Below are 20,750 nucleotides of genomic sequence, written 5' to 3'. Positions count from 1 at the left end.
TCAGGCCTGTCTAGCGACAGGCCACCACGCGGAAGTCTGCACCCTTTCGGGTCGGGGCGATCGTTTCATCCCCTATCCCGACCATTACAGTCGGGCCTTCGCTTTCTCCGCGATCCTGTGCCCGCTAAGCCTTCAACATTCCTTGCGGGATGTCTAGTCGGCACCGGAGTGACGACAGCCTATCGGGGTTTCCACGTTCCGTACAAGTAACAGTGTAGCTAGGGTTCCATCTTTTCGCCGGAGGTACTCCATCAGCGCATTCCCACCAAGCAGGGGAATGTCCGACCTCGTCCCATTTTGGGCAGGGCCTATCAAATGCCTTTGGCCCAGTTAGCTTGACGACGTTTAAGACGATGGTTCGCTTGCGCTAACCCTTGCTGCACAGCCTAGCGCCTACTCGGATGCATCTTCCGAGGTCACGCCGGCCCCTCGCGGGACCAGCGTACCCGTGAGGGTGGCTACATTGTCAGAGCGCTTGGCACAGAACCGTTTCCAGTTCCGCACTGCTCCTAAGCTACCGGTGGCTGAACACCGGGTCAGTTCGGCACGAGGCCGACTGACAATTACTCGCACGGCGTTCGCCGTGTACCGCGTCGATACCGAGGTTGGCGAGCAGATTGCCCACCAATTGCCCGGTTACCGGCGCATCGTGTCACGGATTCGGGCCGTGTCCCGCCTTGCGCACAATGGAGTGCTTGGGGCTTCGGTTTACCAGGCTATGAGGCCCTGGTTGCCTTTACGCGTGTACACGGCTCGTGTCGCACGCTTGGGAAGCTACAGCTCTACCATTGAGCTACACCCGCCTTGGCCGGCGGATGGTAACCCGGGATTCGCGTGGTTGAAAAGCTCGCGGGAGCGAAGAGCACCCCACCCCTGCCCTCCCCTGCCATGCAGGGGAGGGAGCAGAGCGCGCAGCTCCACGACCGGTCCCCCTGCACCGTAGGGAAGGTCAGGAGGGGGTGAGGCTCTTGATGCCTGGCTGGACGAAAGGTGCCCCGCATGCACAGACGGCGGCGCGGCGCCCAACGCGTGCTGAACGACCCTCTGCGCATACTCTGGCGAGGGTCATCGCCGGCCCGACAATGCACGTTGACCGCACCATGACGAACACCCGCCCCGCTCCAGTCTCATACGCCCGTCCGAAGGAGAGCCGCATGCCCAGGTTTGCCGAGTCCCCTGTTTCGTGGCGCCGTCGCTGGCGGGCACTGGCGTTCATGCTGCTGTGCGTGGCTGCCGGCCTGACCCACGCGCAATCCGGTGCCGACGACAGCGCCGACCCGCCGAGCCGGGTGGCACGGCTGTCGTACATCGCCGGCGACCTCGGCTTTCTGCCTGCCGGCGCTAGGGACTGGAGCGACGCCAACATCAACCGCCCGCTGACCACCGGCGACAAGTTGTCCACCGCCCAGGGTGCGCGCGCCGAGCTGGAGTTCGGCGGCGGCACGCTGCGCATCGACGGGCGGACCGACTTCGGCCTGCTCGACCTCAACGACAACCTGGCCCAGGTCGAGCTGACCCAGGGCACGCTCAGTCTCACCGTGCGCCACCTCGACGACGGCCAGAGCTACGAAATAGACACTCCCACGGTGGCGCTGGTGGTCGACCAGCCCGGCACGTTCCGCGTCGACGTCGACGACCGCGACGGCAGCACCCGGGTCACCGCGTTCGACGGCGGCGCCACCGTGTTCGGCGAGAACAATGCGCAGCGCCCGATCAACCCCGGGCGCAGCTACCGCTTCAACGACGCCAGCCTGTCCATGGTGACGATCACCGACATCGACGGCGGCGACGCATTCGACGACTGGGCCAGTCGGCGCGACCACCGCTACGCGCAGTCCGGCAGCGTCCGCTACGTCTCCGACGAGGTGGTCGGCTACCAGGACCTCGACCAGTACGGCGCATGGCGGGACACCGGCGAGTACGGCGCGGTGTGGTTCCCGCGCGACGTCGGCCCCGGCTGGGCGCCGTACCGCAACGGCCACTGGGCCTACATCGCGCCGTGGGGCTGGACCTGGGTGGACGATGCGCCGTGGGGCTTCGCGCCGTATCACTATGGCCGCTGGGCCTACGTGGGCGGCGGCTGGGGCTGGATCCCGGGGCCGCGCAGCGTGCGCCCGATCTACGCGCCAGCGCTGGTTGCCTTCGTCGGCGGCGGTGGCTGGTCGGTCGGCATCGGCACTGCGCCGGTGGGCTGGTTCCCGCTCGGTCCGGGCGAGGTCTACAACCCGTGGTACCGCTGCGACCGCGACTACTACACGCGCGTCAACGTCACCAACATCTACGTGCACAACACCGTCAACCGCACCACCGTCATCAACAACATCAACAACCAGTACAACTACTACCGCACGGGCCGTCCGTTCCGTGAGGCCCGCTACGCCAACCGCATGGCACCGCGCGGCTTCACCGCCGTGCCCGGCCGCAGTTTCGCCGAGGGGCGCCGGGTGCAACGCGACCTGCTCAATGTCGATCCGCGCAAGCTCGCCAGCGCACCGGTGCCGGTGCGCGGCATCGATCGCTTGCGCCCGCAGGACAACGCCAACCGGCCGCCGCGCAGCGCGCACGTGCGCGACCTGCCCGCCGGCGGCTTCGACCGTGAGGTGGTAGCGCGTCGCGCACCGCCAGCGGTTCGCGAGGCTGCCTTCCGCCCCAGCGACAACCGCTTCGCCACGCCGCGCAGCAACGTGCGCGTGCTCGACGACACAGGGCGGTCCGGGCGCAGCCAGCGCCCGGACCTGACCGACCGCAACGACGCCGGCCCGCGCCGGCCGGCGACCCTGCCCGGGCAGCCTCCGGTCGTGCCGCGCATCACCGCGGCCAGCCCCGGGAACCAGCCGCAGACGCCGCGTGACGCTGCCGAGCTGCGCTCGGCCCGCTTCGCCCATCCGCGTGGCCGCGACGACGCAAACCGCCCCGAGGCGGTGCCGCGCCCGGCCGTCAGCTACATTGCGCCCGCCGCCGAAGATCGGTCGCGCGCGAACCCCGACAACCGCCCGCTGCCGTCGGAGCCGGCGCCGATCCGTCGCGCCGAATCCCGCCGCCTGCCAACGCCAGCGGACGATGGTCGCTTCCAGCGCTACCCGTCCGAACGCGCCATGCAACAGCAGCGACCGCAGCCGATGGAACCGACATCACGCGAACCGGCCGCGCCGCGCTTCCAGCGGCCCGAGCCCGCTTCGCGCGAGTACGTGCGCGAAGCACCACGCCCGCTGCCCGCGCCGGACCGCAGCGAACCGATGCCGCGCTACGAGCCGCAGCAACGCGCGATGCCGGAACCGCGCGGCATGCCGGAACCTCGCGCAATGCCGGAACCCCGCGCAATGCCGGAGCCGCGCGGCATGTCGGAACCCCGCGCCATGCCAGAGCAACGCGCGATGTCGGAACCCCGCGCCATGCCGGAGCAACGCGCAATGCCGCAGCCGCGCGCCGAATCACCGCGCCCGCAACGCGGTGAGCCGCAACCGTCCAACCGCAAGCAGCAGGCGCGGGAGGATCAGGGGCAGCGCTGAGGCCAGGAGCCTGACCCTCCCCAGCCCTCCCCTACAAGCAGGGGAGGGAGCAGAGCGGCTAGTTTCCCCCTCCCCGGCGTGAAGGGAAGGCTGGAGTCAGGCCGTACAATGCGCGGATGCCCACGACCGACCCCACCATCCCCGAACACCTGCGCCGCATCCGCAGCTTCGTGCTGCGCGAAGGGCGCATGACACCGGCGCAGCAGCGTGCCTTCGACACGCTGTGGTCGCGCTACGGCATCGACTACCAGGGAGCCCCGCACGACTTCGCTGCGAACTTCGGTCGCGCGGCGCCGCTGGTGCTGGAGATCGGCTTCGGCAACGGCGAGGCACTGGCCTGGGCCAGCGAGCACGACCTGGCGCGCGACTTCCTCGGCGTCGAAGTGCACGGCCCCGGCGTGGGCCGGCTGATGAACGCGCTGGCCGCGCGCGATGCACGCAACGTGCGGCTGTACAAGCACGATGCGGTGGAAGTGCTGCAACACGAGATCGCCCCGGGCACGCTGACCGAAGCGCGCATCTGGTTCCCCGACCCGTGGCACAAGAAGCGCCACAACAAGCGCCGCCTGATCCAGCCCGAGTTCGTCGCCCTGCTCGCCTCGCGCATGGCTCCAAACGGCCTGCTGCACCTGGCCACCGACTGGCAGGCCTATGCCGAGCACATGCTGGAGGTGATGGAAGCGGCACCTGCATGGCGCAACGCCACCGGCCCTGGCGAATACGCCGAGAAGCCCGCATGGCGCATTGAGACGCACTTCGAAAGGCGCGGGTTGAAGCTGGGGCATGGGGTTTGGGATCTGCTTTACCGAAAAGCTTGACCCCACCCCAACCCTCCCCTACTTCGCAGGGGAGGGAGAAAAGCTACCCAGCTCGCCTGCTGCACTCCTCTCCCTGCTCCGCAGGGGAGAAGTAGAGCGGTGCCCCTCCCTGAGAAAAGCTGCCCGGCCCGACCGCTGTGCTCCCTCCCCTGCGAAGTAGGGGAGGGTCGTGGAGGGGTCAGGCTTTTGACCTTTCCTCCAGCACCCGAAAAACCTCCGCCAGTACATCCTGGGTGCGCAGCAGCACATCGTCGTTCCAGAAGCGCAGCACGCGGTAGCCTTCGCGTTCGAGCATCGCAGTGCGCCGCCCGTCGTACGCCAACGCATCAAGATGCTGCCCGCCATCCAGTTCGATCACCAGGCGCGCCGGCATGCAGACGAAATCCACGATGTAGCCAGCCAGCGGATACTGCCGGCGGAATTTGTGGCCGGCCAGTTGCTCACGGCACAGGAAGTACCACAGGCGGCGCTTGGCATCGGTGCTTTTGTTGCGGAGTTGGCGGGCGCGGATCCATTTGAGCTGCACGGCGAGTCCTTCGCTGAGCTGGGGCGAAAAGCGTAACCCCCTCCCGACCTCCCCCTGCAAGCAGGGGGAGGAGCAAAGCGCTGTACTCCCTCCCCTGCTCGCCCCGCAAGGGGACTTCCTTCGGTCGCAGGGGAGGGCTGGGGTGGGGTCGCTCTTCGCTCACGGTTCACCAGCAGCCGCATCGCCCCGCTTATACTCACGCTCATCCGCCCAGGGACGAATCGACAGCAGCGTGAAGCTTCCACTGCCCCGCCACATCCACCGTAATCCGCTGCCCCGCCGGGACGTCAGCTAGTGGCACTCTCGCTCACCCCCGAAATGATCCTGGTGCTCGGGCTGGTGGGCTTCACCATGCTGATGCTGGTGCTGGAGTGGATCCGCGCCGACATGGTGGCGTTGCTGGTAGTGGTGGTGATCGGGTTGACCGGGCTGATTCCGTCCGATCGCGTGTTCAACGGTTTCGCCGGCAACGCGGTGATCGCGATCATCGCGATCATGATCATGGGCGAGGGGCTGGACCGCGCCGGCGTGCTCAACCTCACCGCGAACTTCGTGATGCGCATGGCGCGCGGCGTGGAATCGCGCCTGGGCGTGGTGATCAACCTGGTCGCCAGCCTGTTCAGCGCGGTGATCCCCAGCCAGGCGCTGGCCGCGCTGATGATCCCGGTGTCGAGCCGGCTGGCGGCACGCACCGGCGTGCCGCTGTCGCGGCTGCTGCTGCCGATGGCGTTCTGCATCCTCACCGCCACCAACACCACGCTGATCGCGAACTCGCCGCTGATCGTGCTGAACGACCTGATCGCCAGCGCCAACGTGAACCTGCCGCCGGGCGCGCACACCATCCCGAAGTTCGGCCTGTTCAGCGTCACCCCGGTCGGCCTGACCCTGGCGCTGCTGGGCGTGGGCTATTTCTACTTCTTCGGCCGCAAGCTGCTGCCCGGGCACGAGGACGAGCGGCTGAAGGTGACGCCCGGGCGCACCGAGAGCTACTTCGCCGAGACCTACGGCATCGTCGGCGAGACCGCCGAGCTCACCGTCACCGCGGAAAGCCCGCTGGTCGGCATGAGCATCGGCGAGGTCGAACAGTTGCACGAGGCGCCGCTGATCCTGGCGATCAAGAGCGGCAACGACGCGCGCATGGCGCCGCCGGCCGACCATGTGATCTGGGTCGGCTCGGTGCTCGGCGTGCTCGGCCCGCGCGAGCAGCTGAACCAGTTCGCCAACAACCAGCTGTGCCGGCTGTCCACCCGCATGCGCCAGCTCGGCGAGCTGTTCAACCCTACCCGCGCCGGCATCTCCGAGGTGGTAATTCCACCGGTGTCGCGCTTCATCCGGCACACCGTGGGCGAGCTGCGCCTGCGCAAGCGCTTCGGCATCTCGGTGCTGGCGGTGAACCGTGGTGACCAGGTGTTCCGCGACGACGTGCGCTCGGTCAGCCTGCGCGCCGGTGACACCGTGGTGTTGCACAGCAACTGGCGCGACCTGTCGCTGGCCGCGGAAGACCGCGACCTGGTCGTCGTCACCGACATTCCGAAGGAGCAGCAGCGGCCGGGCAAGATCTGGCAGGCGGTGGGCTTCTTCGTGCTGGCGAAGTGCCTGGCGCTGTTCACCAACCTCGACCTGTCGGTGGCGATGATGACCGGCGCAATCGGCATGCTGCTGTCCGGCGTGCTGAACATGGACGAGGCGTACAAGGCGATCAACTGGAAAACGATCTTCGTGACGGCGTGCCTGATCCCGCTGGGCTGGTCGATGGACGCCACCGGCACCGCCGCGTGGATCGCCCAGGTGGTGCTGGATCACCTGGGGAGCGCGTCGCCGTGGCTGCTGCAGCTGTGCCTGGCCGTGCTCACGTTGCTGTTCTCGCAGGTGATGTCCAACGTCGGCGCCACCGTGATGATGGTGCCGATCGCAATCAGCGTGGCGGTGGCCACCGGCGGCAACCCGTCGGCGTACGCGCTGATCGTGGCGGTGTCCTCCTCCAACACCTTCCTGCTCAGCTCCGGCCACCCCGCGCTGATGATGGTCACCGGCCCCGGCGGCTACAAGGGCAAGGATTTCCTGCGTGTGGGCGCGCCGCTGACCCTGCTGGTGCTCGTCGCCACCTTGATCGCGATCAACCTGCTGTTCCGCTGAATGTACCCCGGGCAAGCGACAGCGGCACGCATCGCTGGTATTTTCGCCGCCGGACCTCGCGCCGCATGACGCACCGCCAACAGCAACAGGGGATACGCACTTGAACGAACCCAGGATTGCCATCGTCGGACTTGGCTACGTCGGGCTGCCGCTTGCGGTGGAGTTCGGCCGGCAGCTGGACACCATCGGCTTCGACACCAGCGCCAGCCGCGTCGACGAACTTCGCCAGGGCCGCGACCACACGCTGGAGACTTCCGCCGAAGAACTCGCCGCCGCAAGCCGGCTGCGCTTCACCACCGACGCTGCCGACCTCGCCGGCTGCAACGTGTTCATCGTCACCGTGCCCACTCCGGTGGACGAGGCGAACCGGCCGGACATGCGGCCGCTGGAAAGCGCCAGCGCCAGCATTGGCAGCGTGCTCAAGCGCGGCGACGTGGTGATCTACGAATCCACCGTCTACCCCGGCACCACCGAGGAAATCTGCGTGCCGGTGCTGGAGCGGGTTTCCGGGTTGCGCTTCAACCACGACTTCACCTGCGGCTACAGCCCGGAGCGGATCAACCCCGGCGACAAACTGCACCGGCTGCCCACGATCACCAAGATCACTTCCGGCTCCACCCCGGAGACGGCTGATTTCGTCGATGCGCTGTACCGTCGCATCATCACCGCCGGCACGCACAAGGCGTCCAGCATCAAGGTGGCCGAAGCGGCCAAGGTGATCGAGAACACCCAGCGCGACGTCAACATCGCGCTGGTCAACGAACTGGCGATGATCTTCAACACCATGGGCGTCGACACCCAGGACGTACTGGACGCCGCCGGCACCAAGTGGAATTTCCTGCCGTTCAGGCCCGGCCTGGTCGGCGGCCACTGCATCGGGGTGGACCCGTACTACCTCACGCACAAGGCCACCATCCTCGGCTACAACGCCGAGCTGATCCTCACCGCGCGCCGCATCAACAGCCGCATGGGCCTGCACGTGGCACATCGGGTGATGCGCCTGATGGCGAACAAGCGCATCCACGTGGTCGATTCGCGCATCCTGGTCCTGGGGTTGACCTTCAAGGAGAACTGCCCTGACCTGCGCAACACGCGCGTGGTGGAAATCGTGCGTGAACTCGAAACCGCACATGCCCGGGTGGACGTGTACGACCCTTGGGCCGCCCCCGACGAGGCCGAGGAAAAACTCGGCATCCGCCCGATCGATGCCCCGGCTGCCGGCAGTTACGACGCCATCGTGCTGGCCGTGGCGCACCAGGCCTTTCTCGACCTGGGTAGCGAGGGCATCCGCCGCTTCGGTCGCGAGCACTGCGCGGTGTTCGACATCAAGAGCCTGCTTCCGGTCGCCATGGTCGACGGCCGGCTGTAGCCCGGGTTCCGGCCACCAGTCGGATATGGCGCCCGATCAGGTGCCGTCCTGCGCCAGCCTCACCTCGCCCGCTTCGACCTGTACCGCCACCGCGCGCAGGTGTTCGCCGCGGCAAGGGCCGCCGATGCACAGGCCGTCGGCCCGGTTGAAGGCGGCGCCATGCACGCAGCAGGTCAGGGTGTCATTCTTCAGCAGGAACTTGCCGGGGGCGTAGTCGAGGCGGCGGCCGGCATGCGGGCAGACGTTGAGGTAGCCACGCACCTGCATGCCCTGGCGCAGCAGGATCAGGCTTTCCTCACCCTCGGGCAGGCGAGCATCGACCGCGGTGGCTCCGCCATCGGGGATGTCGTCCAGCCGGCACAGCGTCTGCCGGTCCAGCGATTCGACAGGGGTAAATGTATCCATCGGCACTTGTCTCGCGGGGCGGATGGCCCCATGGTTGTGGCGTAAGTCGTTGATTTTACCACACGGATTTTTAACACATGTACTTCACCCTGCCTTCCCTGCGTCGCCCCCGCCACCCGTTGGCCCGTGCCCTGTCGCTGCTGCTGGGCGTAGCGGTGCTGGGCGTGTTGCTGGTGTTCGGGCTGGTGGTGGCCGGCGTGCTGCTGGTCGGTGGCGTCGTGCTGCTGGTGGTGCGCCAGTGGAAGCAGGGGCGCGTACCGGTGAAGCCGAGGGCGTCCGGCGCGCAGCCGGCCGTGCTGGAAGGCGAGTTCGTGGTGATCCGCCAGGGGCGGCCCGTCGCGCATTGAGCAAGGCACAGGGGAACCGACGGATAATGCGCCGTCCCCCCACGATCCGCCCCCATGTCCGACACCCCTGCCACCCTCGCGGCCGAAGCGCCGCGCAGCCTGACTGATCCCCGCTTCCTGATACCGCTGGCGCTGCTCGCGCTGTACGTGATCTGGGGTTCGACCTACCTGGGCATTCGTTTCGCGCTGGAAAGCTGGCCACCGTTCCTGCTTGCCGGCGTGCGTTTCCTCGGCGCCGGCATGGCGCTGTACGGCTTCCTGCGCTGGCGCGGGATGGCGCCGCCGACACCGCTGCAATGGCGCAACGCGGCGATCACCGGCCTGCTGCTGCTCGGCATGGGCAACGGCCTGGTGTGCTTTGCGGAAGAACGGGTGAATTCGGGCATCGCCGCGGTGGCGGTGGCCAGCATGCCGCTGTTCGCGGCGCTGTTTTCCGGCATGTATGGCGAGTGGCCACACCGGCGCGAGTCGATCGGCCTGGCCATCGGCTTCGCCGGCGTGATCGTGCTGAACCTGGGCAGCAGCCTGGCCGGCTCGTCGATCGGCGCGGCTGCCCTGCTGGTGGCCGCGGCCGCCTGGGCGTTCGGCTCGGTGTGGAGCCGGCGCCAGGCGATGCCGCCCGGCCCCATGAACACCGCCGCGCAGATGATCTGCGGCAGCATCGCCCTGCTCGGCTTCGCCCTGCTCAGCGGCGAACGGCTGCCGATGCACCCCAGCCTGCGTTCCAGCCTGGCGATCGTCTACCTGGCGGTGTTCGGCTCGATCATCGCGTTCAGCGCGTACCTGTACGTGCTCAAGCACGCGCGCCCGGCGCTGGCCACCAGCTACGCCTATGTGAACCCGCCGGTGGCAGTGCTGTTCGGCGTGCTGCTGGCCGGCGAGCATGTCGGGCCGTTCGACCTCGCCGGCATGGCGATCATCCTGGCCGGCGTGGCGGTGATCACGCTGGCGAAGCAGAGGCGGTAGATCAAGAGCGTTACCCCCACCTGACCTCCCCCTGCCTGGCAGGGGGAGGGATCGACCGTGCGGTCTCAGTCCCTCCACGGTAACGGAGGGGCGCACAGCCTTGCTCCCTCCCCTGCTTGCAGGGGAGGGTTGGGGTGGGGTTGCTCTTCAGCCGAAACCAGGATTAAAAGCGTTACCCCCTTCCAACTTCCCCCTGCCTTGCAGGGGGAAGGGCGAACGAGGCGTCGCCTGCGGCGACGCGACTTCGTTTCATTGAAGCAAGGAGATCGACCATCGTCGCCTTGCCTGCGCGGCCACCGCGGCGCGACGATGTTGCAACTCACCGGCGGAGAGCAGCATGAACGCGAGGCAGGACGGATGGATGGCGCGTGCGGCGTTGCGCAGCGCGGCGTGGGCGGAGCGCTGGTTTCCGGATGCGTGGGTGTTTGCTGCGCTGGGCGTGGTGGTGGTCGCTTTGGCCGCTTTCAGTTTCGGCGCCACGCCGACGGCGACGGTCGCCGCGTTCGGCGACGGCTTCTGGAGCCTGATCCCGTTCACCATGCAGATGGCCTTCGTGGTGATCGGCGGCTACGTGCTGGCCACCGCACCGGTGGTGGCGCGCTTCATCGACGTGCTGGCGCGCGCGCCGCGCACCGGCCGCGGCGCGATCGTCTACATCGCGCTGGTCAGCATGCTGGCCTCGCTGCTCAGCTGGGGCTTCTCGCTGGTGTTTGGCGGGCTGCTGGTGCGTGCGCTGGCGCGGCGCGGGGACCTGCGCATGGATTACCGCGCGGCCGGCGCGGCGGCGTATCTCGGCCTGGGCGCGATCTGGGCGATGGGCCTGTCCTCGTCGGCGGCGCAGTTGCAGGCAAACCCGGCCAGCATGCCGCCGGGGCTGCTGGCGATCACCGGCGTGCTGCCTTTCAGCCAGACCATCTTCCTGTGGCAGTCGATCATGCTGACCGGCGTGCTGATTGTGGTGTCGCTGCTGATCTGCTGGTACACCGCGCCGTCGGACGCGAACGCGCGTACTTCAAAGGATTTCGACGTGGGCGAAACCTCGACCCCGGCGCTGCCGCCGCGCACGCGCCCGGGCGAATGGCTGGAATACAGCCCGCTGCTGTCGATGGCGATCGGCCTGCTGGGTCTGGGCTGGCTCGGTCACGAGTTCGCCAGCAAACCGGCGGTCACCGCGATCGCCAACCTCAACACCTACAACTTCCTGTTCCTCACCCTGGGCATCCTGCTGCACTGGCGCCCGCGCAGCTTCCTCGACGCAGTGGGCCGCGCGGTGCCGAGCACGTCCGGCGTGCTGATCCAGTTTCCGCTGTACGGCGGCATCGCCGCGCTGCTCACCCACGTGCCCGGCGCTGACGGCGCCACGCTGGCCCACCGTTTGTCGAACCTGTTCGTGCACGTCGCCGGCACCGAGAGCTTCCCCGCGGTGATGGGCGCGTACTCGGCGATCCTCGGCTTCTTCGTGCCCTCCGGCGGCGGCAAGTGGCTGGTCGAGGCGCCGTACGTGATGCAGGCGGCGAACGACCTGCACGTGCACCTGGGCTGGGCGGTGCAGGTGTACAACGCGGCCGAGGCGCTGCCGAACCTGATCAACCCGTTCTGGATGCTGCCGCTGCTCGGCGTGCTCGGGCTGAAGGCGCGCGACGTGGTGGGTTACACCTTCATGCAGCTGGTGGTGCACGTGCCGCTGGTGCTGGGCATGTTGTGGCTGTTGGGCATGACGCTGACTTACGTGCCGCCGGTGATGCCGTGAAACACCCATCCGAGCGCAGTACGGGAACGCCTTAGTACCCCGCCACGACGGCACCGGGGAGCGCCGGCAGCATGGTCTCCATGCATCACCGCGACCACGCATCGGCGTCCCTCGTCTGTCACTCTGCTCCGACCGCACCCGGTCAGGCTTTGTTACGCTTGCGGCCATGAACTACGCCATCGCCACGCCAGCCATCCCCAGTCTGCCGATCATCGGTTCCGACCAGCGCTTCCCGATCCGCCGGGTGTTCTGCATCGGCCGCAACTACGCCGAGCACGCGCGCGAGATGGGCGCCACAGTGGACCGGGCCGCGCCGATGTTCTTCTGCAAGCCGGCCGACGCGGTGGTCGCCGATGGCGCCGACGTGCCCTATCCGCAGGCCACCGCCGACCTGCACCACGAGGTGGAGATGGTGGTGGCGCTGGGCGCCGGCGGCCGCGACCTCACCCCGGATGCAGCCGCCGCCCTGGTCTGGGGTTATGCCGTGGGGCTGGACCTGACCCGTCGCGACCTGCAGGCGCAGGCCAAGGCGAAGGGCCACCCATGGGATGTGGCCAAGGGCTTCGACCACTCCGCCCCGGTTTCCGCGCTGCGCCGGGCGGGTGAGGTGGCAGTGGACGGACAAACCGCGCTGCGGCTCAGCGTGAACGGCGAACTGCGCCAGCAGAGCACGCTGGGCGAGATGGTGCACGATGTGCCGCACATCCTGGCCGCGCTGTCCACGCTGTTCGAGCTGAAAGCCGGCGACCTGGTCTTCACCGGCACCCCGGCCGGCGTGGCCGCGCTGCAGCGTGGCGACCGTTTCCACGCCGAGCTGGTGGGCGTGGCGGAGCTGGACGGACACATCATCTGAGAGCCCGTTCATGATCCGGGACTTCCACGCGACCTTCATCTGTGCGCGCCTACGTTGTCGCGTTAGAGTTGCATAGCCATCCGGCCCAACCCGAGGGGAGTAGACGCAGCATGAGCATGATCAGCGAGTTCAAGGCCTTTGCCATGCGTGGCAACGTCATCGACCTGGCCGTCGGCGTGGTCATCGGTGGCGCGTTCGGCAAGATCGTCACTTCCTTGGTCGACCAGATCATCATGCCGCCGATCGGCTGGCTCACCGGCGGCATCGACTTCTCCACCATGAAGTGGGTGCTCAAACCCGGCGACGACAGCGACCCGAAGCACAAGATCGCCGAAGTGGCGATCCAGTACGGCGCCTTCATCAACACGCTGATCCAGTTCCTGATCATCGCCTTCGCGATCTTCATGGTGGTCAAGGCGATCAACCAGCTCAGCCGCAAGCAGGAAGCGGCACCCGCCGCGCCGCCGGCCGACGTGGCGTTGCTCACCGAAATCCGCGACCTGCTGAAGAACAAGCCGTAACCGAACGGCGATTACCGGCTTCGCAGGGCATGCAATGCCCGCCCTGCGAAGCCGCACTCCGCCACCCATGACTTCTGGCCTAAGCGGCAACCGGCAGCCACGCCATAATCGGGGTTTCCCACGCGGAGTCCCCCGATGCGCCGTCTTCCCCTCACCCTGCTCGCCGCCGGCCTGCTGGCCAGCGGCATCGCCAGCGCCGCCACCACCACGATTCCCGCCGCGGCCGTAAAGACGGCCGAACAGCTGCGCGACCAGGCGCTGCACGACGACACCGCGTACAAGGTCACCGCCTCGCTGACCACCGAGGTCGGCGCGCGCCTGGCCGGCAGCGAGGCCGATCGGCGCGCGGTCGACTGGGCCGTGGCCAAGTTCAAGGAGCTCGGCTACGACAAGGTCTACACCGAGCCGGTGACCTATCCGCTGTGGGTGCGCCGCAGCGAGCACGCCGCGATCGTGGCGCCGTTCCCGCAGCCGCTGACGCTGACCGCGCTGGGTTATTCGGCCGGCACGCCGAAGGGCGGGCTGAGCGCTGAGGTGGTGAAGTTCGACACGCTGGATGCGCTGAAGGCAGCCGACCCCGCCAGCATCAAGGGGCGGATCGTCTACGTCGACTACCGCATGGAGCGCGCGAAGGACGGCCACGGCTACGGCATGGGTTCGGCCGTGCGCACGATGGGCGCGGTGATCGCCGCGGAAAAGGGCGCCGCCGCCTACCTGCTGCGCTCGGCCGGCACTGACGCGCACGAGCGCGCGCCGCACACCGGCGTCACCGGCTTCCGCGACCCGGCCAAGGCGATCCCCGCCGCCGCGTTGGCCAACCCCGACGCCGACCAGCTCACCCGCGTGCTCGCCTACGGCAAGCCGGTCACGCTGAAGCTCGACCTCGACTGCGGCATCACCGGCGAGTACACCGGTGCCAACGTGATCGGCGAGATCACCGGCCGCAAGTATCCGAAGCAAGTGGTCGCCATCGGCGGCCACCTCGACTCGTGGGACCTGGGCACCGGCGCGATCGACGACGGCGCCGGCGTGGCCATCGCGATGGCCGCCGGCAAGCTGATCCGCGACCTGCCGCAGCGGCCGGACCGCACGATCCGGGTGATCGCCTTCGCCAACGAGGAGATGGGCCTGTGGGGCGGCCGCGCCTACGCCGACAAGCACGGCGCCGAGGTGGCGAAGTTCCAGCTCGGCACCGAGTCCGACTTCGGCGCCGGCCCGATCTGGCGCATGAGCGCCAGCGTGAAGCCCGCGGCGCGCGACGCGATCGGCCAGATCGCCAAGGTGCTGGAGCCGGTCGGCGTGGCCTACGACGCCACGCGCCCCGGCGGCGGCGGTTCGGACCTGTCGCAGATGCACGCCAAGGGCATGGCCGCGCTGTCGCTGACCCAGGACGGCACGAAGTACTTCGACTGGCACCACACCCCGAACGACACGCTGGACAAGATCGACCCGAAGGAACTGGCGCAGAACGTGGCGGTGTACGCAGCGTTCTCCTACATGGCCGCCCAGGCCAGCGGCGACTTCGGCTCCGCACCTGGTGCGTTCGCGAAGGACGGCGCCGGCGAGTAAAAGCTGGGCTCCCTCCCCTGCCCGCAGGGGAGGGAGCATGGCCAGGTTACTTCGCGTAGTACGCCCCCGAGGCCACCAGCGGCTCGGGCACGCAGAACGTCTTCGACATCACCGTGATCGCGATCGGCACCAGCACTTCCTTCTCCACGCCACCCGCCTCGGCGCACGAGGTGCCCGGCGGCAGCTAGTAGTGGATGATGCGCACGGTGTATTGCGGGCAGACGTCCGAACAGGGGTGCTCGGCCATCACCGGCACGCCGCGGTAGCGGCCCACCTCGACCGTGGTGTGCATCAGCGCGGCCTTGTCCCACGGCTTGCCGGCCCAGGCCTGCAGCGCGGCGGCGTCCATCGACACGGGGGTGCCGGCATGGACACAGGCGGCCACGCTGGCGGCGGCGAATACGGTGGCGATCGTGCCCAGGCTGCGCATGTCCGCTCCCTCGATGACGGAGCGGCCAGCCTAGTCGCGGGCGGCCGGACGCCGCAAGCTAGCGCGCCGGCGACGTCCGGCCCGTGCGCCGGAAACGCTGCTGCAGCTGGTCCATCCACAGGTAGATCACCGGCGTCAGGTACAACGTGAGCACCTGCGAGAACAGCAGGCCGCCGACCACCGCCAGGCCCAGCGAGCGACGCACTTCGGCGCCCGCGCCGATGCCCAGCGCAATCGGCAGGGTGCCGGCCATCGCCGCCATGGTGGTCATCATGATCGGGCGGAAGCGCACGCGGCAGGCATCGGCGATCGCCTGCGCCGGCGCCATGCCTTCCTCGCGCTGCCGCTCCAGCGCGAAGTCGATCAGCATGATCGCGTTCTTCTTGACGATGCCGATCAGCATCACGATGCCGACGAAGGCGAACAGGTCCAGCGAGGCGTGGAAGATCACCAGGGTCAGCAGCGCGCCGACCGCGGCCGCCGGCAGGCCGGACAGGATGGTCAGTGGATGGATGAAGCTCTCGTACAGGATGCCCAGCACCAGGTAGATCACGAACACTGCCAGCAGCAACAGCATGCCCATGCCCTGCAGGGATTGCTGGAACGCCTGCGCGGTGCCCTGCACGCTGCCGCTGATGGTGGCCGGCAGGCCCAGCTTGCCCAGCGCGCCGTCGATGCTGGCCACCGCGTCGCTGAGGGACACGCCAGGCGCCAGGTTGAACGACACCGTCACCGCCGGCAGCTGGCCCTGGTGGTTCACCGTCAGCGCCTGCGGCTCGCGGGCGAAACTCGCCACCGCGCTCAGCGGGACCAGGCTGCCGCGGTTCGAGGTGACGTACAGCTGCGACAGCACCGCCGGGTCGTTCTGCAGCCTGCGTTCGACCTGCAGGATCACCCAGTACTGGGTGGACGAACCGTAGATGGTGGAAACCTGGTTCTCGCCGAAGCCGATGCCCAGCGCGGTCTGCACCTGCGCCATGGTCAACCCCAGCGGCGCCAGCTTGGCGCGGTCGACCTTGACCACGATCGACGGGCTATTGAGATCCAGGTCGTTGGTGACGTCCTCGAAACCCGGCAGCGCGGCAAACGCGCGGGTCACCTTGCCGCTCCACTCGTACAACTGGTCGAGGTTCACCGACTGCAGCGTGTACTGGTATTGCGCCTTGGATTGCCGCCCGCCGATCTGGATCGCCGGCGCGTTCTGGATGTAGCTGCGGATGCCCGCCACCGTCGCCAGCTTCGGCCGCAATTCCTGGATGATGCCGTCCGGACCGAGCTTGCGCTGGTGCGCCGGCTTCAGCAGCAGCAGGATCGAACCGTTGTTGATCGTGCTGCGCGCGCCGCCCGCGCCCACGGTGGACATGTAGCCGGCGATGTTCGGATCCTTCGCCACGATGTCGACCAGTTGCTGCTGGCGCGCCAGCATGCCCTCGAACGACACGTCCTCCGGTCCTTCCGTGTTGATGCGCAACTGGCCGCTGTCGCCAGCCGGGATGAAATCCTTCGGCGCGACATAGAACAGCAGCGCGGTGGCCAGCAGGCTCACGCCGAAAGCGGCCAGCACCAGCCGCGGGCGCTCCATGCACCAGCGCAGGCTGTCCGCGTAACCACGCTGCACGGCGCTGAAGCCGCGGTCGAAGCCGGCGATCAGCCAGTTTTTCCTGTCATGGTCGTGCGCCTTGACGAAGCGGCTGCACAGCATCGGCGTCAGCGTGATCGCGACGATGCCGGAAATCAGGATCGCTACGCTGATCACCACTGCGAACTCGTGGAACAGCCGGCCCACGATGCCGCCCATGAACATCACCGGGATGAACACCGCGATCAGCGACAGCGTCATCGAGAAGATGGTGAAGCCGACCTCGCCGGCGCCCTGTAGTGCCGCCTCGTACGGCGGCACGCCCGCCTCCATGTGGCGCACGATGTTCTCCAGCATCACGATCGCGTCGTCCACCACGAAGCCGACCGCCAGGGTCAGTGCCAGCAGCGAGAGATTGTCCAGGCTGTAACCCAGCGCGTACATCACGCCGAACGTGCCCAGCACCGAGATCGGCAGCGCCACCGCCGGAATCAGCGTGGCCGACAGGTTGCCGAGGAACAGGTAGATCACGAACACCACCAGCGCACCGGCCAGCAGCAGGGTGAACTGCACGTCGTCGACCGAGTCGCGGATCGACTGCGAGCGGTCGTACAGCGTGTCCAGCGTGATCGACGGCGGCAGCCCGGCGCGGAAGCTGGGCAGCACCGCCTTGATCCGGTCCACCGTGGCCACCGTGTTCGCGCCGGGCTGGCGCTGGATCGCCAGCACGATCGCCTGCTTGCCGTTGTACGAGCTGACGCGCTGGTCGTCCTGCACGCTGTCGCGCGCCGTGCCGATGTCGCCCACGTGCACCGGCGCGCCGTTGCGGTACGCCACCACTACGTCGTTGTAGGCGGCCGCGCGCAGCAGCTGGCCGTCGCTGCGGATCGGCAGCTGCTGGCGCTTGCCGTACAGCGAGCCGGTGGACTGGTTGACGTTGGCGTCGGCGATCGCGTTCTGCACCTGGTCGATGCCGATGCCGCTGGCTGCCAGCCGGTCCGGGTCCACGCTGATCCGCACCGCGTATTTCTGCGAGCCGTACACGTTCACCTGCGCCACGCCGTCGATCATCGACAACTGCTGCGCCAGCTCGGTCTCGGCGTACTCGTCGACCTGGGTCAGCGGCATCGTCGACGAACTCATCGCCAGGTACAGGATCGCCGCGTCGGCCGGGTTGACCTTGCGGAAGGTGGGCGGCGTGGTCATTTCCTTCGGCAGCTGGCGTAGCGCCGAGGAGATCGCCGCCTGCACGTCCTGCGCTGCCGCGTCGATGTTGCGGTCCAGCTCGAAGCTCAGCGTGATCGAGGTGGAGCCCAGCGCGCTGGTCGAGCTCATCGAGCTGATCCCGGCGATGGTCGACAGCCGCCCTTCCAGCGGCGTGGCCACCGCCGACGCCATCGTTTCCGGCGAGGCGCCCGGGAGATTCGCGCTGATGCTGATGGTGGGGAAGTCGACGTTCGGCAGCTCGTTCACCGGCAGCTGCGGATAGGCGACGATGCCGAACACCAGCAGCGCCGTCATCAACAGCGTGGTCATCACCGGGCGGCGGATGCAGAGCTCGGGAATGTTCATCGGCTCAGCCCCGCTTGACGGTGGCGGCGCTGCCGTCGACCAGCAGCATCTGGCCTTCGGTCACCACCTGTTCGCCGGCTTTCAGGCCCTTGTCGATGACGGTGCGCCCGGCGCTGGTCGGGCCGGGGGTGACGTAGCGCTGCTGCACCTTGCCGTCGGCACCGAGCACGAACACGAAGCTGCCGCTGCTGGAACTCTGCAGCGCATGCACCGGCACGCTGACCACGCCGGCCAGGCGCGTGGTGGGCAGGCTTACCTGCACGAACTGGCCGGGCGTGAGCCGGTGTTCGGCGTTGTCGAAGCGTGCCTTCAGCACGATGGTGCCAGTCGTGGCGTCGACCGCGTTGTCGATGAATTCCAGCGTGCCGGCCAGCGGCGTGCCGTGGTCGCCGGAGACGGTCACCTGCACGACGATCGCACCGCTGGCCTGCGCGACGCGCACGGCGGGCAGGCTGTCCTCGGGGATGTTGAACGCCACGCGCACCGGCTCGACCTGGTTGAGCACCACGATGTCGGTGCTGTCGGCGCTGATCTGCGCGCCGGGCCACACCAGCGGCGCGCCGGCGATGCCGTCGAACGGGGCGACGATGCGCGCGTAGTCGAGCTGGGTCTGCGCCAGTTCCTGCGCGGCGCGGTCGCTCTGCAAGGTGGCGCGGGCCACCGCCAGGTTGGCCTGGTACAGGTCGTAGTCCGCCTTCGAGACGAAACCCCTGGCCAGCATGTCGGCATAGCGCCGCTGGTCGGCCTGCGCCTTCTGCAACAGCGCCTGGTCGCGCGCCACGCTGCCGCGCGCCTGGTCCAGCTGCGCCTGCAGCAGGCGCGGGTCGATCTGCGCCAGCACGCTGCCCTTGCGCACCAGCGCACCGGGCGTGAACGACAGCGACTGCAGCTGGCCGGAGACCCGCGCGCGCAGGCTCACCGTCGACCACGCCTCGACCCGGCCGACCAGCTTCAACGACAGTTCGACGTCGCCCCGGATGGCGCTGGCCACCTCCACCGGCACCGCTGCCGGCGTCCTGACGGCCTTGCTGCTGTCGCCGGAGCCGCGCCGAAAGTGCATGGCAAGCGCGATCGCCAGCAGGACGGCCACCACAAGGACGATTTTTTTCCAGGACATGCGCGGGGACTTCTCGATCTTCGCGCCACGCGCGGTGGCGATGGCGGGGTTCTTGCGCGGTCGGGGAACCGCAGGGCCGGTGACCATGCACCAAGCTCGTTACAACGTGTGTGACGGCGTCAGGTTGACCCCCGCAAGACACGCCAGGCATCCACTATGCCGCGGATTCCGCGGTGCACGACCCCAACCTATGGCACTGGCCAGTGCCGCCGCAGGTGCGCATCACGGCGTGCCGTCACCCTGCTCCAGCGCCAGCAGGTTGTCCTTGATCCGGCCGATCACCGCCAGTGCCTGCTGTAGCTCGTCGTGGTCGATGCCACGGGTGGCATCCTTGCGCAGTTCGCGCGCGATGATCTCCATGTCACCGACGATCACCCGCGCCTGCTCGGTGACGTACAGCCGCCAGGCGCGCCGGTCCTTCGGGTCCGGCCGGCGCTCGACGAAGCCGGCCGCCTGCAGCCGGTCGATCACCCGGCCCACCGCGATCGGCTCCATTTCCAGGAACTCGGCCAGCTCGGTTTGCCGCAGGCCTTCGCGGTGGTACAACACCTTGGTCGCACGCCATTGCGCGCGGGTCAGCCCGAATTTCACCGCGCGCCGGTCGAAGTGCTTGCGGAACAGCAAGGTCACGTCGCTGAGCAGGTAGCCGAAGGAAAGGTCTTCCGTTTTCGCCATGATCCGTTGCCGCTCCGCCGCGCCAATGCCTGCCCGAAGCATAAGGTAAGCCGCCGATCCATGCCCATCGAAGTCATTCATGCCGACATCACCCGCCTGGCGCCGGACGCCATCGTCAACGCGGCCAGCCCCGGCCTGCTCGGCGGCGGTGGCGTGGACGGCGCGATCCACCGCGCCGCCGGGCCGGCGCTGCTCAAGGCCTGCCGCGCGCTGCCCGAAACCGTCCCCGGCGTACGCTGCCCCACCGGCGAGGCGCGCATCACGCCCGGCTTCGCGCTGCCCGCGCGCTGGGTGATCCACACGGTCGGTCCGGTCTGGCACGGCGGCGACGAGGGCGAAGCCGAATTGCTGGCGCGTTGCCACCGCAACGCGCTGCGCCTGCTGCGCGAACGGGCGCTGCGCACGATCGCGTTTCCGGCGATCAGCTGCGGCATCTACGGCTACCCCGCCGCGCAGGCCGCCGCGGTGGCGGTGGCCACATTGCGCGACGCGCTGGCTGCTGCGGACGACGACATCGAGGTGACGCTGTGCTGCTTCAGCGACGCCATGCGCGCGGTGTTTCAGCAGGCGCTGGCGCCATAGGCGGACACGGCCCCGACCAGGCGCGG

Annotated in this window: 17 protein-coding genes; 11 read left to right on the top strand and 6 right to left on the bottom strand. The window is 68.4% G+C overall.

What is annotated here, in order from left to right:
* Positions 1–1,154 precede the first annotated feature (1,154 nt).
* On the top strand, positions 1,155–3,509 hold the full coding sequence (locus QQA13_RS02775; RefSeq protein ID WP_108471947.1) for a FecR family protein: 2,355 nt from the start codon (positions 1,155–1,157) through the stop codon (positions 3,507–3,509).
* Between the two features lie 116 nt (positions 3,510–3,625).
* Positions 3,626–4,327, top strand: coding sequence for a tRNA (guanosine(46)-N7)-methyltransferase TrmB (gene trmB, locus QQA13_RS02770; RefSeq protein ID WP_108471948.1), 702 nt, complete (start codon positions 3,626–3,628; stop codon positions 4,325–4,327).
* A 178-nt stretch (positions 4,328–4,505) separates the two neighbouring features.
* Here trmB and QQA13_RS02765 read toward each other — a convergent pair whose 3' ends face one another.
* Positions 4,506–4,853 (bottom strand): endonuclease domain-containing protein, encoded by a 348-nt coding sequence (locus QQA13_RS02765; protein ID WP_108471949.1) that lies wholly within the window; start codon positions 4,851–4,853, stop codon positions 4,506–4,508.
* A gap of 318 nt (positions 4,854–5,171) precedes the next feature.
* Here QQA13_RS02765 and QQA13_RS02760 point away from each other — a divergent pair, with 318 nt between their 5' ends.
* Both QQA13_RS02760 and QQA13_RS02755 read left to right on the top strand, forming a co-directional pair.
* On the top strand, positions 5,172–6,989 hold the full coding sequence (locus tag QQA13_RS02760) for an SLC13 family permease (protein ID WP_108472010.1): 1,818 nt from the start codon (positions 5,172–5,174) through the stop codon (positions 6,987–6,989).
* A gap of 100 nt (positions 6,990–7,089) precedes the next feature.
* The gene (locus QQA13_RS02755) at positions 7,090–8,358 is read left to right on the top strand and encodes a nucleotide sugar dehydrogenase (RefSeq protein WP_108471950.1); all 1,269 of its coding nucleotides are present in this window, start codon (positions 7,090–7,092) and stop codon (positions 8,356–8,358) included.
* Between the two features lie 36 nt (positions 8,359–8,394).
* Here the strand turns inward: QQA13_RS02755 and QQA13_RS02750 are convergent, their stop codons facing one another.
* The gene (locus QQA13_RS02750) at positions 8,395–8,763 is read right to left on the bottom strand and encodes a Rieske (2Fe-2S) protein (protein ID WP_108471951.1); all 369 of its coding nucleotides are present in this window, start codon (positions 8,761–8,763) and stop codon (positions 8,395–8,397) included.
* A 77-nt stretch (positions 8,764–8,840) separates the two neighbouring features.
* Between QQA13_RS02750 and QQA13_RS02745 the strand changes: the two genes are divergently transcribed.
* The 6 genes from QQA13_RS02745 to QQA13_RS02720 all read left to right on the top strand — a co-directional run bounded on the left by QQA13_RS02745 (position 8,841) and on the right by QQA13_RS02720 (position 14,769).
* Entirely contained in the window at positions 8,841–9,110 is a 270-nt protein-coding gene (locus QQA13_RS02745) for a hypothetical protein (RefSeq protein ID WP_108471952.1), read from the top strand.
* Positions 9,111–9,164: 54 nt separating this feature from the next.
* A complete protein-coding gene (yedA, locus tag QQA13_RS02740; RefSeq protein WP_108471953.1) occupies positions 9,165–10,076 on the top strand; it encodes a drug/metabolite exporter YedA in 912 nt (303 codons plus the stop codon).
* Between the two features lie 361 nt (positions 10,077–10,437).
* Positions 10,438–11,826: a short-chain fatty acid transporter gene (locus QQA13_RS02735; protein WP_108471954.1), complete on the top strand. Its 1,389-nt coding sequence runs from the start codon at positions 10,438–10,440 to the stop codon at positions 11,824–11,826.
* A 166-nt stretch (positions 11,827–11,992) separates the two neighbouring features.
* Positions 11,993–12,679 (top strand): fumarylacetoacetate hydrolase family protein, encoded by a 687-nt coding sequence (locus QQA13_RS02730; RefSeq protein ID WP_108471955.1) that lies wholly within the window; start codon positions 11,993–11,995, stop codon positions 12,677–12,679.
* Between the two features lie 110 nt (positions 12,680–12,789).
* Positions 12,790–13,200 carry a large-conductance mechanosensitive channel protein MscL gene (gene mscL, locus QQA13_RS02725; protein ID WP_108471956.1) on the top strand — a complete coding sequence of 137 codons (411 nt, stop codon included), beginning with the start codon at positions 12,790–12,792 and terminating at the stop codon, positions 13,198–13,200.
* A 135-nt stretch (positions 13,201–13,335) separates the two neighbouring features.
* Positions 13,336–14,769, top strand: coding sequence for a M20/M25/M40 family metallo-hydrolase (locus QQA13_RS02720; RefSeq protein ID WP_108471957.1), 1,434 nt, complete (start codon positions 13,336–13,338; stop codon positions 14,767–14,769).
* A 184-nt stretch (positions 14,770–14,953) separates the two neighbouring features.
* Here the strand turns inward: QQA13_RS02720 and QQA13_RS02715 are convergent, their stop codons facing one another.
* The 4 genes from QQA13_RS02715 to QQA13_RS02700 all read right to left on the bottom strand — a co-directional run bounded on the left by QQA13_RS02715 (position 14,954) and on the right by QQA13_RS02700 (position 20,142).
* A complete protein-coding gene (locus QQA13_RS02715) occupies positions 14,954–15,199 on the bottom strand; it encodes a hypothetical protein (RefSeq protein WP_234411338.1) in 246 nt (81 codons plus the stop codon).
* A gap of 58 nt (positions 15,200–15,257) precedes the next feature.
* Positions 15,258–18,350, bottom strand: coding sequence for an efflux RND transporter permease subunit (locus QQA13_RS02710; RefSeq protein ID WP_108471958.1), 3,093 nt, complete (start codon positions 18,348–18,350; stop codon positions 15,258–15,260).
* A 4-nt stretch (positions 18,351–18,354) separates the two neighbouring features.
* Positions 18,355–19,467, bottom strand: coding sequence for an efflux RND transporter periplasmic adaptor subunit (locus QQA13_RS02705; protein ID WP_108472011.1), 1,113 nt, complete (start codon positions 19,465–19,467; stop codon positions 18,355–18,357).
* Positions 19,468–19,689: 222 nt separating this feature from the next.
* Positions 19,690–20,142, bottom strand: a complete 453-nt coding sequence (locus QQA13_RS02700) for a MarR family winged helix-turn-helix transcriptional regulator (protein ID WP_108471959.1) — start codon at positions 20,140–20,142, stop codon at positions 19,690–19,692.
* Between the two features lie 60 nt (positions 20,143–20,202).
* Here QQA13_RS02700 and QQA13_RS02695 point away from each other — a divergent pair, with 60 nt between their 5' ends.
* The gene (locus QQA13_RS02695; RefSeq protein ID WP_108471960.1) at positions 20,203–20,724 is read left to right on the top strand and encodes an O-acetyl-ADP-ribose deacetylase; all 522 of its coding nucleotides are present in this window, start codon (positions 20,203–20,205) and stop codon (positions 20,722–20,724) included.
* Positions 20,725–20,750 lie beyond the last annotated feature (26 nt).

Source organism: Rhodanobacter thiooxydans (genome assembly GCF_030291135.1).
GTDB classification, from domain to species: Bacteria; Pseudomonadota; Gammaproteobacteria; order Xanthomonadales; family Rhodanobacteraceae; genus Rhodanobacter; species Rhodanobacter thiooxydans_A.
Note: the sequence above shows the minus strand (reverse complement) of the source record. Positions and strands in the feature narration are given on the sequence as shown.